Origin of the sequence: Aliihoeflea sp. 40Bstr573, assembly GCF_024105655.1 — a bacterium.
In the GTDB taxonomy this organism is placed as follows: Bacteria; Pseudomonadota; Alphaproteobacteria; order Rhizobiales; family Rhizobiaceae; genus Aliihoeflea.
Genome location: NZ_JAAAMH010000012.1, coordinates 102,973 through 115,599, shown reverse-complemented (window position 1 = coordinate 115,599; position 12,627 = coordinate 102,973). Strand labels below are relative to the sequence as shown.

At 64.8% G+C, this 12,627-nt stretch carries 13 protein-coding genes; 4 read left to right on the top strand and 9 right to left on the bottom strand.

The genetic code is table 11. From position 1 onward, the window contains the following. Nucleotides 1-80: 80 nt before the first annotated feature. Nucleotides 81-470 (bottom strand): integrase arm-type DNA-binding domain-containing protein, encoded by a 390-nt coding sequence (locus GTK01_RS21105; RefSeq protein WP_371924358.1) that lies wholly within the window; start codon nucleotides 468-470, stop codon nucleotides 81-83. A gap of 220 nt (nucleotides 471-690) precedes the next feature. On the opposite strand from GTK01_RS21105, the gene GTK01_RS15160 reads away from it, so the two are divergent. Further along, nucleotides 691-1,215, top strand: coding sequence for a hypothetical protein (locus tag GTK01_RS15160; RefSeq protein ID WP_252927353.1), 525 nt, complete (start codon nucleotides 691-693; stop codon nucleotides 1,213-1,215). On the opposite strand, the gene ppk2 is transcribed toward GTK01_RS15160, so the two are convergent. Beyond that, nucleotides 1,175-2,077, bottom strand: a complete 903-nt coding sequence (ppk2, locus tag GTK01_RS15155) for a polyphosphate kinase 2 (RefSeq protein ID WP_252927350.1) — start codon at nucleotides 2,075-2,077, stop codon at nucleotides 1,175-1,177. The genes GTK01_RS15160 and ppk2 overlap by 41 nt on opposite strands. An 80-nt stretch (nucleotides 2,078-2,157) precedes the next feature. Between ppk2 and GTK01_RS15150 the strand changes: the two genes are divergently transcribed. Together GTK01_RS15150 and GTK01_RS15145 are read left to right on the top strand one after the other, a co-directional pair. Beyond that, on the top strand, nucleotides 2,158-3,435 hold the full coding sequence (locus GTK01_RS15150; RefSeq protein ID WP_371924357.1) for an ATP-binding protein: 1,278 nt from the start codon (nucleotides 2,158-2,160) through the stop codon (nucleotides 3,433-3,435). Then, nucleotides 3,435-4,259: a transporter substrate-binding domain-containing protein gene (locus tag GTK01_RS15145; RefSeq protein WP_252927346.1), complete on the top strand. Its 825-nt coding sequence runs from the start codon at nucleotides 3,435-3,437 to the stop codon at nucleotides 4,257-4,259. The genes GTK01_RS15150 and GTK01_RS15145 overlap by 1 nt, the downstream gene beginning before the upstream one ends. Nucleotide 4,260: 1 nt before the next feature. Here GTK01_RS15145 and GTK01_RS15140 read toward each other — a convergent pair whose 3' ends face one another. Next, a complete protein-coding gene (locus tag GTK01_RS15140; RefSeq protein WP_252927343.1) occupies nucleotides 4,261-4,719 on the bottom strand; it encodes a tellurite resistance TerB family protein in 459 nt (152 codons plus the stop codon). A gap of 163 nt (nucleotides 4,720-4,882) precedes the next feature. Here GTK01_RS15140 and GTK01_RS15135 point away from each other — a divergent pair, with 163 nt between their 5' ends. Then, nucleotides 4,883-6,538 carry a lysine--tRNA ligase gene (locus GTK01_RS15135; RefSeq protein ID WP_252927340.1) on the top strand — a complete coding sequence of 552 codons (1,656 nt, stop codon included), beginning with the start codon at nucleotides 4,883-4,885 and terminating at the stop codon, nucleotides 6,536-6,538. Here the strand turns inward: GTK01_RS15135 and GTK01_RS15130 are convergent, their stop codons facing one another. The 6 genes from GTK01_RS15130 to GTK01_RS15105 form a co-directional block, all read right to left on the bottom strand. Beyond that, on the bottom strand, nucleotides 6,539-7,222 hold the full coding sequence (locus GTK01_RS15130) for a thermonuclease family protein (RefSeq protein WP_252927337.1): 684 nt from the start codon (nucleotides 7,220-7,222) through the stop codon (nucleotides 6,539-6,541). It abuts the gene before it with no gap. A 1-nt stretch (nucleotide 7,223) separates the two neighbouring features. After that, complete coding sequence (locus tag GTK01_RS15125; protein WP_252927334.1) at nucleotides 7,224-7,859, bottom strand: helix-turn-helix transcriptional regulator; 636 nt, start codon at nucleotides 7,857-7,859, stop codon at nucleotides 7,224-7,226. Nucleotides 7,860-7,925: 66 nt separating this feature from the next. Continuing rightward, complete coding sequence (locus tag GTK01_RS15120; protein ID WP_252927331.1) at nucleotides 7,926-8,543, bottom strand: 2-hydroxychromene-2-carboxylate isomerase; 618 nt, start codon at nucleotides 8,541-8,543, stop codon at nucleotides 7,926-7,928. Nucleotides 8,544-8,566: 23 nt separating this feature from the next. Further along, nucleotides 8,567-9,109 carry a thioesterase family protein gene (locus GTK01_RS15115; RefSeq protein ID WP_252927329.1) on the bottom strand — a complete coding sequence of 181 codons (543 nt, stop codon included), beginning with the start codon at nucleotides 9,107-9,109 and terminating at the stop codon, nucleotides 8,567-8,569. Nucleotides 9,110-9,173: 64 nt separating this feature from the next. Beyond that, complete coding sequence (locus tag GTK01_RS15110; RefSeq protein WP_252927326.1) at nucleotides 9,174-11,390, bottom strand: 3-hydroxyacyl-CoA dehydrogenase NAD-binding domain-containing protein; 2,217 nt, start codon at nucleotides 11,388-11,390, stop codon at nucleotides 9,174-9,176. A 22-nt stretch (nucleotides 11,391-11,412) separates the two neighbouring features. Continuing rightward, nucleotides 11,413-12,621: an acetyl-CoA C-acetyltransferase gene (locus GTK01_RS15105; protein ID WP_252927324.1), complete on the bottom strand. Its 1,209-nt coding sequence runs from the start codon at nucleotides 12,619-12,621 to the stop codon at nucleotides 11,413-11,415. Nucleotides 12,622-12,627: the final 6 nt, after the last annotated feature.

Below are 12,627 nucleotides of genomic sequence, written 5' to 3'. Positions count from 1 at the left end.
AGGTCTTCATCCCAGCCTTCGCCGCGCGGACGGCCCTGCAAACCCAACCAGCGATGCCGCCCGCGCTGGCAACAAGACCGTCAATGCACTAACATTCCAGCCGGACCCGTCAGTGGGGGCTGATCACGCTCGATAAGTGCCGCTACACTTAGGAGATCCTTCTGGACGCGACGCACCTCCCGCTCCTCTTGCAGAAGATCCCGCCCCTGGCGCGCAGCCTTGAGAATCGCAGCCGCTCGCTCGCGTGCTTCTGCTAGCCCCAGTCCGTTCCGCGCAACTGCATCGCAGGGGCCCAGAGAGGTGCTCCTGGCAGATGGCTCCCCTTTGATCCGGTACGCAACATTCCACGTCAGGGCGCCGGATGTGGCAACACGCACCCGCAATCCGCTCTGCTGGTCGTCAGAGACGTAGTAGGGGCGAACGCTCGCGCGAAGCGCGCCGAGGACGACATTAGTTAGTCGCTTCTTCAAGGCCTCGTCTCCTCTGAAGAATGGATGCCGCGTGACAACACCATAGCAACAGGATTGGCAGACGCGGGCGAACGGACGCGGACTATAACGGACATTCGATGCATCCCTGTACCAATTCTCGAGTCACTGAAATCTGCTTAGTATCCCGTCTCTTAACGACCATCATGGTCACTCGTGGACGGCAGAGGATAGCGGATCAAAATATTCGATCAAGGGCTGGATGCAGACATGGCTCGTCCACATGCGTGGGCCGCGCGACCTGATGCGCGACCTGGGCTTGGGCAATTTCATCCTGATGCAGATCTTGTTCGCGGGCATGGTGGTCTCCGCGCTGGCGCATGTATTTTTCGTCGTGACGATCATAGCGCTCTCGACGATCCTCCTGATGAAGGGCAGCCTGCCCACCACTCATGCGGCGATATTCGCGCTCGACATCTTCAATGTCGTCGCAGGCTATGCCGCATTCCTGGTGCTGGGCCGGCGCACGCTCGCGCCCTCGGAACGCCCGGGCTTCTGGAAGGTCGCGCTCGCGACGCCGATCTACTGGCTGGCGTTGTCCCACGGGGCCTGGCGCGCGCTGTGGCACCTCGTGCGCCGGCCGCATCTTTGGGAAAAGACGCCCCATCCGCCAACGGGCAGGCTCGTTCGGCGTGAAACCGCGATCGATGTCCAGACCGGGACCTGCTTGAAGGCAGATGCGAAGGTCACTCCGGCAGCGGTTCGGCAGAGCGGTAGTCCGCGATGATGCTCGTGTCGAGCTGTTCGATCGCATTCATGTCGCGACCCTCATAGGGCAAGGCGCGCAGGATGCGCGCCATCACGGCCAGCCGGGCGCGGCGCTTGTCGTTCGCCCGCACGACGATCCACGGTACGACCTGGCTGTGCGTGCGCTCCAGCATCGCGTCGCGCGCGGCGGTGTAATCGGCCCAGCGCGACAGGCCTGCAACGTCGATCGGCGAGAACTTCCAGGTCTTCAACGGGTCGTGCCGGCGGTCGTGGAAGCGCTTGAGCTGGGTCTCGTGCGAGATGTTCAGCCAGAACTTGAACAAATGGATGCCGTCGTCGACCAGCGCCGCCTCGAAGGTCGGCACCTCGCGAAAGAACTTTTCGGTCTCGGCCGGCGTGCAAAAACCCATGACCGGCTCGACCACGCCGCGATTGTACCAGGAGCGATCGAAGGTGACGAACTCGCCGGCGGTCGGAAAGTGCGCGACGTAGCGCTGAAAATACCATTGTCCGCGCTCGACTTCGGACGGCTTGGTCAGCGCCACGTTGCGCGCCGTGCGGGGGTTCATGTAGCGGCGGATGACGAAGATCGTGCCGCCCTTGCCGGCAGCGTCGCGCCCCTCGAACAGCATCATGACGCGCTCGCCGGACGCTTGGAGCCAGTACTGGAGCTTGACGAGTTCGATCTGCATCTTCTCGAGCGCGGCCTCGTATTCCTTCTTCGGCATGCGTTCGCGATAGGGGAAATCGTCCGCCGTCAGGTGATGGTCGTCGATCCAGCCGGGCAATTCAGGGTCGTCGATGTCGAAAACACGCTCCTGGCCGCGAACATCCAGGCGAACCGGCGCGATCGGATCGCCGGGCAGAAGCGTCGCATTCATCGGATATCCTTTCGATTTCCGGGGAGCATGCTATGTGGGGGCAAGGTTCCGGTCCAGCCGAAGTTCAGCGAGGGGCAAAGGTGGCAAGCGACAGTCCCACATCGTCCCTGTCTGCCCGGCGATCGGCGGCTCGCTGGCGCATGCGGCTGCGCGACAATGCACTGCTGCTAACCGTCGCTCTTGCCGCAATCGTTCTGCTTGCCGGTCTTTCGGGACAGGTCGCGGCGGGGATTGCAGCCGCGCTGGCAGTATTCGTCGCGGCGCTTGCGCCACGCGCCGGACCTGCCCGACAAGAGGCGAAAGCGCCGACCCTGGCCGCTGCCGCGCCCGACAACCTGCCGAGCGGATCGGAACTCGCGGCCGCAATCGCCGATCCTCTGATCCTGGCCGATCGGCACGGCGTCGTGATCTTCGCCAATGCCGCGGCCTCGCTCGCCTTTGGCCGCGTTCACCCGGGCGAGCTCGTCGCCCTGCGATTTCGCAGCCCCGAAATGCAGGAACTGATCGAGGCGGCGCTCTCCGGCATGGCCGTGCGGCCCGTGGACTATGGTGAACGGGTTCCGATCGAGCGCAGCTTCAAGGTCAGCGTCACGCGGATCGGCGAGGACGGGCGCTTCGCGCTCCATTTTCGCGACCAGAGCGAGACGCGGCGCATCGACCGGATGCGAGCGGATTTCATCGCCAATGCGAGCCATGAACTGCGCACGCCGCTCGCCTCGATCTCGGGCTTCATCGAGACGCTGCGCGGCCCCGCGCGCAACGATGCGGAAGCGCGCGAACGCTTCCTGCAGATCATGCACACGCAGACCGGCCGCATGGCGCGGCTGATCGACGACCTCCTGTCGCTGTCGCGGCTGGAGATGAAGCCGCTCGCCGGCGCCGGCACCACGGTCGATCTCGTGGCGCTGGCACGCGAGGTGACGGATTCGCTCGGCCAGATGATCCGCGAGAACGAGATGGCGCTGGAGCTCGACCTGCCTGCCGAGCCGGTCTTCGTCCTCGCCAATGCCGACGAGATCGTGCAGGTCGTCGAGAACCTCGTCGAGAACGCCTGCAAGTACGGACAGTCGGGCAAGCGCCTCGACATCGCGCTTTCGAACGACGAGGAAGAAGCTTCGCTTTCGGTGCGCGACCACGGGCCCGGCATTCCCGCCGAGCACATTCCGCGCGTGACGGAGCGCTTCTACCGCGTCGATGTCGAGACCAGCCGGGCACAGAAGGGCACGGGCCTTGGTCTTGCCATTGTCAAGCATATCCTGACACGCCACAAGGGGCGGCTGACCATCCGCTCCGCCCCCGGCGAAGGCGCGACCTTCACCCTTCACCTGCCGCTCGCCAAGGACCCGACGACCAGATGATGCGCGCCGCCCTTCTTGCCTTTTTTCTTTCGGCTCTTGTACCGGCCTTTGCGCAGAGCCCGCAGATTCCAAGCTTCTGGGACGCGCGGGAGCGCATCGAGCGACCGCAGATCGAGTTGCCGCGGCTGCGCTTCCTGACGACGGTCGATTTTCCGCCGTTCAGTTCGCTCGACGCCAACAATCAGTTGATCGGCTTCCATGTCGACCTGGCGCGAGACATCTGCCGCCAATTGTCGCTTGATGCCGTCTGCCAGATCCAGGCCCTGCCATGGGATGAACTCGTCCCGGCCCTGGAAAACGGCGACGGCGAGGCGATCATTGCCGGCCTGGCGCCGACGGCGGAACTGCGCGAACAGCTATCCTTCACGCGGCCCTACCTGAAGTTTCCCGCGCGGTTCGTGGCGGCGCGCTCGGCCGGCTTGCCGGAGCCCCTTCACCGCTCGATCCGGGGCAAGCGGGTCGGCGTCGTCAGTGGTTCGGCGCATGAAGCGCTCCTGCGGGCCCACTTTCCCGACGCGGTCGTCGTTCCATTCTCGCGCGCGGACTGGATGCTGCGTGACCTGAAGGCCGGGCGCATCGATGCGGCCTTTTCGGATGGAATGCGGATTGCCAACTGGCTGGCGGGCGACGAGCCTGACGATTGCTGCGCCTTCGTCGGCGGGCCGTACCTTGCCCCCGAATATCTGGGCCAAGGGCTGACGATCGCGGTAACGCGCGACAATGCGGACCTGGCAACCGCATTCGATTCCGCCTTGCGCGAGATCGACGCCAGCGGTCGCTTCGCAGAGCTGTATCTGCGCTATTTTCCGGTGAGCTTCTTCTAACTCAATCCTCGACGCGGTGGCGGATCGCGGCGGCTCGTTCGATGGCGGCGGCGGCGAGCGGATCGATGGAAAAACGCGCCTTGACGATGTCGAGGATGCGATCCTCCTCCTCGCGGATGTCGAGATCGATCGCGGCAACGTCGACAGCCAGAGCATAGGCCGTCTCACGCAAGCGCGGCGTCAGCGAGACGCGGATCGCCTCGAGAACGTCGGTCAGTCCGCCCTCAGCCGTCAGCGCCTTCTGGCAGTTCTGCGCAATACGCAGCGTTCCGGCCTGATCGAACCCGTCGAAGAGCGGCAGCGTGCGCACGATCGCGCCGATGCGTGCGAGCTCCTCGTCGCCCATGTCCCGGTCGGCCGCCGATGTGATGACCATGATGTAGACCATCGCCTCCTGCGGCGACAATCTGGTCGCAGTCTCGCGGACGCGGAAGGCTTCCTCGGGTCTTGTCTTCGCCATGACGCTCACCTCTCCTGGATCAGCTTCAAATCTAGGCAGAGCGACGCGAGACCGCAAATGCAAACCACCAGCATCGGGGCGCCAAAGATTGACGCTCGGCCCACACCCGCATAGACCAAGCCCGCCCGCTCCAGCGGGCTTCCAGAAAGCGGATAACGACAAGATGGCGACCACAGGATCGAACGCGCTCCATTTGACCCCGGAAATTCTCGAGGCAGCAAAGGCATCGAAAGCCTGGCCGTTCGAGGAAGCGCGCAAGATCGTCAAACGCTATGAAGGCAAGGACTGGCCGCAGACCATCCTTTTCGAGACCGGATACGGCCCCTCCGGCCTGCCGCATATCGGCACGTTCGGCGAGGTGGCGCGCACGTCGATGGTACGCCATGCGTTCCGCATCCTGACCGAGGACAAGGTGGCGACGAACCTCCTTTGCTTTTCCGACGACATGGACGGAATGCGCAAGATCCCGGAAAACGTGCCCGACCGCGCCTTTCTCGAACCGCACATGCACAAGCCGCTGACCGCCGTACCGAACCCGTTCGGCGGCGACTATACGAGCTTTGCCGACCACAACAACACGATGCTGTGCCGCTTCCTCGACACGTTCGGCTTCGACTACGAGTTCGCCAGCGCGACGCAGTACTACAAGGCCGGCAGGTTCGACCAGGTGCTGCTTCTGGCTGCCAAGCGCTTCCAGCAGATCATGGATGTGATGCTGCCGACGCTCGGGGCCGAGCGCCAGGCGACCTACAGCCCGTTCCTGCCGATCTCACCCAAGACCGGCCGCGTGCTCTACGTGCCGATGAAGAAGGTGGATGCCGAAGCCGGCACCATCACCTTCGACGACGAAGACGGAACCGAGACCACCCTGCCCGTCACCGGCGGTGCGGTGAAGCTTCAATGGAAGCCGGATTTCGGCATGCGATGGGCCGCGCTCGGCGTCGATTTCGAGATGTTCGGCAAGGATCACCAGACCAATGCCGTCATCTACGACCGGATTTGCGAAATTCTCGACGGCAAGGCGCCGGAGCACTTCGTCTACGAGCTCTTCCTCGACGAAAACGGGCAGAAGATCTCGAAGTCCAAGGGCAACGGCCTGACCATCGACGAGTGGCTGACCTATGCGCCGACCGAGAGCCTGGCGCTCTACATGTTTCAGCGGCCACGCCAGGCCAAGAAGCTCTATTTCGACGTCATCCCGCGTGCCGTCGACGAATACTACCAGTTTCTCGCTGCCTATCCGCGTCAGGACTGGAAGGAGCGGCTCGGCAATCCGGTCTGGCACATCCATGACGGCAATCCGCCCCAGATCGAGCTGCCGGTCACCTTCGCGCTCCTGCTCAACCTTGTCTCGGCATCGAATGCACATGACAAGGCGGTGCTGTGGGGCTTCATCTCGCGCCATGCGCCGGGCGTGACGCCGCAGACGCATCCCGAACTCGACCGGCTGACCGCCTATGCGATTCGCTACTTCGACGACTTCGTGAAGCCGACGAAAGCGTTTCGTGCCCCGGACGATGCCGAGCGGGAGGCCTTGGCGGCGCTTTCAAACGTCCTTGCGACACTGCCCGCCAATGCCGACGGCGAAGCGATCCAGAACGCGGCGCTCGACGTGGCGCGCTCGATCGAGCGCTACCAGGATCATGCCAAGAAGAGCCCGACCGGTGGTCCGGGCGTTTCGGTCGCGTTCTTCCAGATGATCTATCAGGTTTTGATCGGACAGGAGCGCGGGCCGCGCTTCGGCTCTTTCGCCGCGCTCTACGGCATCGACAACACGCGGGCGCTGATCGACAAGGCGCTCAAGGGCGAATTGCAGTAGTCAGTTCGAACCGGGCGCGGCACCGTGAATGCCGCGTTCGGCCTCGACCGCCGCTCTTTCTTCATCCTCGTAATCGCTTCCGGGCGCTGCGCGCGCCCAGCCCTGGGCGACCAGCCATTCGGCGGGATCGGCCGGGCCGAGCTTGCAGCGGCTGACAATCGTCTCGCCGCCGGGCGTTCCCGGAACGGTGCAGGCGATCGCACGGCCGCGCAGATAGTTGCGGAAGGCCGTGCGGGCATGGACGCCGCACGGCCACGACCGACCGCCGTCTTCGCAGGTCTCGCCAACGGCGACGATCTCGATTCCCTCCAGGGCGACTCGGTGGCCTTCCGCCTCGATCGTGCCGGCATCAACGGCGACAGGGCGATGAAGGAGCGTTTCGCGCGGTGGACGCGTCGCGGGGTCCTCCGGCGCGCCGAGCGGGCTCAAGGGTTCGCGCGGCGCCACGCGCTCGAGTTGCGTGATGTCGACGGGCGGAGCCGCGATGGTCGGCGCGATCGGGCGGCCGACGCGTTCGGCCTTGGGCGCCGGTGGCTGCGCCGTTTCCTCGACAGGCGGCGGCGGGTCTTGCGAAATCTCGGGCACGGAGGGACCGGACGCCCGTTCGCTCTGGCCCCAGCCGAACACGACGGCGCCGACGAGGACGAGGCCGCCGACACCCACCAGGAGCGCGGCTGGACGCATGCTACTGGCTCGCCCAGACGATCCGCGCCATCCAGACGATGTCGCCTGCCGGGATCGAGCGGTCGGGATGGTCCGGATTGAGCGACTGGAGTTCGACCGTCCTGGCGGATTTGCGCGCCAGCACCTTGGCCGTGACTTCGCCGCTGACCGTCTTGGCGACGACGCGGTCACCCTTTCGGACCTGCGCGGCCGGATCGACGATCAGCACATCACCGTCGCGATAGAGTGGCAGCATCGAATCGCCCTGCACCGTCAGCGCGTACGCTCCCTCGCCCGCGCCAGCCGGCAGCGTGACCTGATCCCAGCCATGGCCGGCGGGAAAGCCCGCATCGTCGAAATAGCCGCCGGCACCGGCCTGTGCGAAGCCGATCAGGGGCACCGTCGACGGCGCGGCGCGCGCCTCGCCATCGGCCTTAAGGAGGTCAAGCAAATCGTCGATCGAGGCGCCCGTCGCGTCCATGACTTTCGCCAGCGATTCCGTCGACGGCCAGCGTGGGCGGCCGTCGGCGGACTGGCGCTTCGACTTGTTGAAGGCGGTGGAATCGAGGCCGGCGCGCTTGGCCAACCCCGATGCCGACAGCGCGTTGCGCGCAGCCAGCGCATCGATCGCAGCCCATACCTTGTCATGGGAGAGCATGGCGCACCCCGCTAGAGGAAAATATACCTTGAGCGTGGTAACGCGACACGGGCCGCTTGTCCAGCCTCACGGCCGGTAGGCCGCTCGGCCCGTCGTCAGCATGGCGTCAAGGAGGTCGAGCCGGTCCTGGCCCCAGAACGGCTCGCCATCGAGTACGTAGACCGGAGCGCCGACGGCATCGCTCGACGCGGCGGCCTGCGTGTTGGCCCGGCGGCGGTCCTCAGCCTGCGCGGTATCGGCGGCGGCTAGGATCGCCTGTGCATCGTGGCCTTCCGCCGCGAGATAGGCGCCGAGCTGCCCGCGGTCGGCGATGTTCTCGTCCTTCGCCCAGACGCCCTCGTGGACGCGCCACAGATAGCCGGACGGATCGGCGCCCGCGTCCACGAGCGCGATGGCGACGCGATCGGCAAGGGCGGAATCGACGGGGAAGAATTTCGGCTCGAGATTGAGCATGAGCCCCCGCATCTCCCGGAAGCGCTGCAGTTCGATGCGGCGGTAGCGCTGGCGAAGCGGCGTGCGCTGGCCGAGCGGGACCGAGCCCGAATTCGCCCAGACGCCCATGATGTCGATCGGCTTGTAGCGGATCGTCGCGCCATGGCGCGCGGCGATCTCATGGAGAGCTTTGTGGCCGAGATAGGCGTATGGCGAGGAGCCGATGAGGTAGTAGTCGATGATGCGCGACATGTGGGTCTCCGTTCGGCCCGTAATCAAGCGGTCTTCGCCAGTTCGCGCAAGCCTTGATGCGAGGCCAAAAACGCCTCTTCCTGGCCCGAGAGCGGGCGCGGGGTGGCATCGATGCCGAGTTCGGCGATCAGTTCGTCGATCGGGACGAAGCGGCGGTTGCCACGGTCGTAGACGCCGGCTGTCGTCATGATGACGGCGGCGGTGCGGCCGTCCTCGTGCAGGAAGCGGTGACGGCCGATCAAATGGCGGTCGGTCCAGGTCTCGACGGTGGTGACGACCTCGAAGCGCTGCCACAGCTTGATCTCGCGAACATAGACGGACTGCAGACCGCCCATCATCGGCCCCCAGCCGCGCTCGCGTGCGAGCCCGAGGAAGCCGAGGCGCAGGAAGATGTCGACGCGGCCGACATCGGCCAGCATCATGTAGCGCGCATTGTTCAGATGCATGTTGCGGTCGATGTCCGACGGCAGGCAGCGGAACTTCAGACGGCTCTCGTCGCCCGGACGGAACGGTCCGCGCGATTTCGCCGTGGCCACCATGCGCGCGAGGCGCCCCCAAACATACATATCCACTTTCCCTCAATGAAAAGGCCGGGCGGTTGCCCGCCCGGCCGATCGATGTGGCGACCCGTCAGGCCGCTTTCTTCGTGCCCGCATAGGGATCGAAGCGCTGGTAGAAGGTCTCGCCCTTGGCGGCCATGTCCTTCAGGAGCGCTGGAACCTCGAACTCCTTGCCGTATTCGCCGCCAAGCTTCTCGGCGAGGGCAACGAAGTTCTTCACGCCCATTCCGTCGATGTAGGACAGCGCACCGCCCGTATAGGGTGCGAAACCGAAGGCGAGGATCGAGCCGACATCCGCTTCGCGCGGGTCGGTGACGATGCCCTCTTCCATGACGCGCGCCGCTTCAAGGGCGATGACGACGAGGAAGCGCTGCTTCAATTCCTCGACGTCGATCGAGTCGGCGTCCTGCTGCGGGTAGAGCGTCTTCAGGTCCGACCAAAGATGCTTCTTTGCCGGCTTGGCCGGATAGTCGTAGAAGCCCTTGCCGTTCTTGCGACCGTGCCGTCCGTGGGTGTCGACCATCGTGTTGATGAGTTCGAACTGCTTCGGATCGACGGCGCCCTCGCCCATGTCGCGGATGGTCTGCTTCATGATCTTCTGGGCGAGGTCGATCGCCGTCTCGTCGGTCAGCGCGAGCGGGCCGACCGGCATGCCGGCCATCTTGGCCGCGTTTTCGATCATCGCCGGGGGCACGCCCTCGATCAGCATCTTGAAGGCTTCCGACATGTAACGCAGCACGCAGCGATTGACGTAGAAGCCGCGCGTGTCGTTGACGACGATCGGCGTCTTCTTGATCGCGCGGACATAGTCGATCGCGGTGGCGAGCGCCTTGTCCTCGGTCTTTTCGCCAAGGATGATCTCGACGAGCATCATCTTGTCGACGGGCGAGAAGAAGTGGATACCGATGAACTTGTCGGGCCGCTTCGAGTTCTTCGCCAGGCCCGTGATCGGGATTGTCGAGGTGTTGGAGGCGAAGATCGCACTGTCCGCGATGACAGCCTCGGTCTTCTCGGTCGCGCTCTTCTTGACTTCCGAATCCTCGAATACGGCCTCGATGACGAGGTCGCAGCCTTCGAGCTTGGCATAGTCGTCGGTCGGCGTGATCAGCGAGAGGAGCTTTTCCTTGTCGTCCTCAGTGGCGCGGCCCTTCTTGATCGCACCGTCCATCAGGCCGGCCGAGTGCGCCTTGCCTTTTTCGGCTGACGCGGTGTCGCGGTCCAGAAGCACGACGGGGATGCCCGCCTTCGCGGTGACGAAGGCAATGCCCGCGCCCATGAATCCAGCACCCAGAACGCCGATCTTGGAGAACTTAGTCGGCTCAATGCCAGCAGGGCGACGCGCGCCCTTGTTCAATTCCTGCAGCGAGATGAAGAGCGAACGGATCATCATCGCCGCTTCGGTCGAGCGCAGGATTTCGGTGAAATAGCGCTGCTCGATCTTGAGCGCCGTATCGAAGGGCACGAGGAGGCCTTCATAGGCGCATTTCAGGATCGCGGCGGCTGCCGGATAGTTGCCGTAGGTCTCGCGGCGCAGGATGGCGATCGCCGGCGGCCACAGGTTCGCGCCGGCGGCCGAATAGACGGGGCCGCCGGGCAACTTGAAGCCCTTCTCGTCCCAGGGCTGCGTTGCCTTCAGACCGTTCTTGATCATTCCCTTGGCGGTTTCGATCAGCTTGTCGGGGGCGGCGATCTCGTGGATCAGGCCCATCGACTTCGCCTTTTTCGGCGAAAGGTTCTGGCCGGTGGTCAGCATCTGGAGAGCGGACTGCGGATCGGTCAGGCGCGGCACGCGCTGCGTGCCGCCGGCACCGGGGAAGATGCCGACCTTGACTTCGGGAAGCGCCATCTTGACGCTGTCGCTGTCGGCCGCCACGCGGCCATGGCAGGCGAGCGACAGTTCGAACGCGCCGCCCATGCAGGTGCCGTTGATCGCCGAGACCCAGGGCTTGCCGCTCGTCTCCAGCTTGCGCCAGAGCCACGACATGCGGCCCGCGCCGTCGAAGAGCATCTTCATGGCAGCGTCGGGATTGGTCGTCTTTTCCTTGGCGAAGATGCCGAGCATGCGGTTGAGCATGGTCAGGTCCGCGCCGCCGGAGAAGGTGTCCTTGCCAGAGGTGATGACCGCGCCCTTGATCGCGGCCTCGCCGGCGACCTGGTCGATGATCTTGTCGAGCTCGTCCATCACCTCTTCGGTGAAGACGTTCATCGAGCGGTCGGGCATGTCCCAGGTGACGAGCGCGATGCCGTCGGCATCGGTTTCGACGGTGAAGTTCTTGTAGTCAGCCATTGTCAAATCTCCTCCGCCCTAATCAAACGCGCTCGATGATCGTCGCGGTGCCCATGCCCGCGCCGATGCAAAGCGTGACGAGTGCGGTGTTCAAATCGCGGCGCTCCAGTTCGTCGAGGACGGTGCCGAAGATCATCGCGCCGGTCGCGCCGAGCGGGTGGCCCATGGCGATCGCGCCGCCATTGACGTTGATCTTGTCGTGCGGAATGTCGAAGGCCTGCATGTAGCGCAGGACGACCGAGGCGAACGCCTCGTTGAGTTCGAACAGGTCGATGTCGGAAAGCTGCATGCCGGCGCGTTCGAGGAGCTTTTCGGTCACGTCGACGGGGCCGGTCAGCATGAGTGCCGGTTCGGAGCCGATATTGGTGAAGGCCTTGATGCGCGCGCGCGGCTTCGACGACAGCTTCTCGCCGCCCTCCCTGGAGCCGAGCAACACAGCCGCCGCGCCATCGACGATGCCGGACGAATTGCCTGCATGGTGGACGTGGTTGATGGCCTCGACCTCAGGGTGACGCTGGATGGCGACGGCGTTGAAGCCGCCCATCTCGCCGGGCATCACGAAGGACGGGTTGAGCGAAGCCAGCGACTGCATGTCGGTGGACGGGCGCATGTGCTCGTCATGATCGAGAATGGTGAGGCCGTTCTGGTCCTTCACCGGCACGACCGAATTCTTGAAGTAGCCGTTCTTCCAGGCGTTCGCGGCGCGCTTCTGGCTCTCGACGGCATAGGCGTCCACGTCGTCGCGGGAAAAGCCGTACTTGGTCGCGATCAGGTCGGCGGAGACGCCCTGCGGCATGAAATAGCCGGGCAGGCCGACCGAAGGATCCATGAACCAGGCGCCGCCCGACATACCCATGCCGACGCGCGACATGGATTCGACGCCGCCCGCGACGACGAGCTCGTCCGAGCCGCCCGCGATCTTGGCCGCGCCGAGATTGATGGCATCTAGGCCCGATGCGCAAAAGCGCGACAGTTGGATGCCGGGCGCCTTCATGTCATAGCCCGCTTCGAAGGCCGAGGAGCGCGGGATGACCGAGCCGGCCTCGCCGACAGGGTCGACGCAGCCGAAGACGATGTCGTCGACATTGGCGGTATCGATCCCGTTGCGGTCGCGCACGGCTTCCAGAACCTTGGCGCCGAGGCGCACTGCCGGGACTTCGTGCAGCGAGCCGTCCTTCTTGCCGCGGCCGCGCGGCGTGCGCACGGCGTCATAGACGAATACGTCAGTCATCGGGGT

What these genes read in the sequence shown, in the direction of transcription:
- GTK01_RS15120 (WP_252927331.1), bottom strand. Translation starts at nt 8,543, where the DNA reads ATGTCGCGCATCATCGACTACTACCTCATCGGCTCCTCGCCATACGCC.
- GTK01_RS15145 (WP_252927346.1), top strand. Translation starts at nt 3,435, where the DNA reads ATGCGCGCCGCCCTTCTTGCCTTTTTTCTTTCGGCTCTTGTACCGGCC.
- GTK01_RS15160 (WP_252927353.1), top strand. Translation starts at nt 691, where the DNA reads ATGCAGACATGGCTCGTCCACATGCGTGGGCCGCGCGACCTGATGCGC.
- GTK01_RS15110 (WP_252927326.1), bottom strand. Translation starts at nt 11,390, where the DNA reads ATGGCTGACTACAAGAACTTCACCGTCGAAACCGATGCCGACGGCATC.
- GTK01_RS15130 (WP_252927337.1), bottom strand. Translation starts at nt 7,222, where the DNA reads ATGCGTCCAGCCGCGCTCCTGGTGGGTGTCGGCGGCCTCGTCCTCGTC.
- GTK01_RS15105 (WP_252927324.1), bottom strand. Translation starts at nt 12,621, where the DNA reads ATGACTGACGTATTCGTCTATGACGCCGTGCGCACGCCGCGCGGCCGC.
- GTK01_RS15135 (WP_252927340.1), top strand. Translation starts at nt 4,883, where the DNA reads ATGGCGACCACAGGATCGAACGCGCTCCATTTGACCCCGGAAATTCTC.
- GTK01_RS15115 (WP_252927329.1), bottom strand. Translation starts at nt 9,109, where the DNA reads ATGTATGTTTGGGGGCGCCTCGCGCGCATGGTGGCCACGGCGAAATCG.
- GTK01_RS15125 (WP_252927334.1), bottom strand. Translation starts at nt 7,859, where the DNA reads ATGCTCTCCCATGACAAGGTATGGGCTGCGATCGATGCGCTGGCTGCG.
- GTK01_RS15140 (WP_252927343.1), bottom strand. Translation starts at nt 4,719, where the DNA reads ATGGCGAAGACAAGACCCGAGGAAGCCTTCCGCGTCCGCGAGACTGCG.
- ppk2 (WP_252927350.1), bottom strand. Translation starts at nt 2,077, where the DNA reads ATGAATGCGACGCTTCTGCCCGGCGATCCGATCGCGCCGGTTCGCCTG.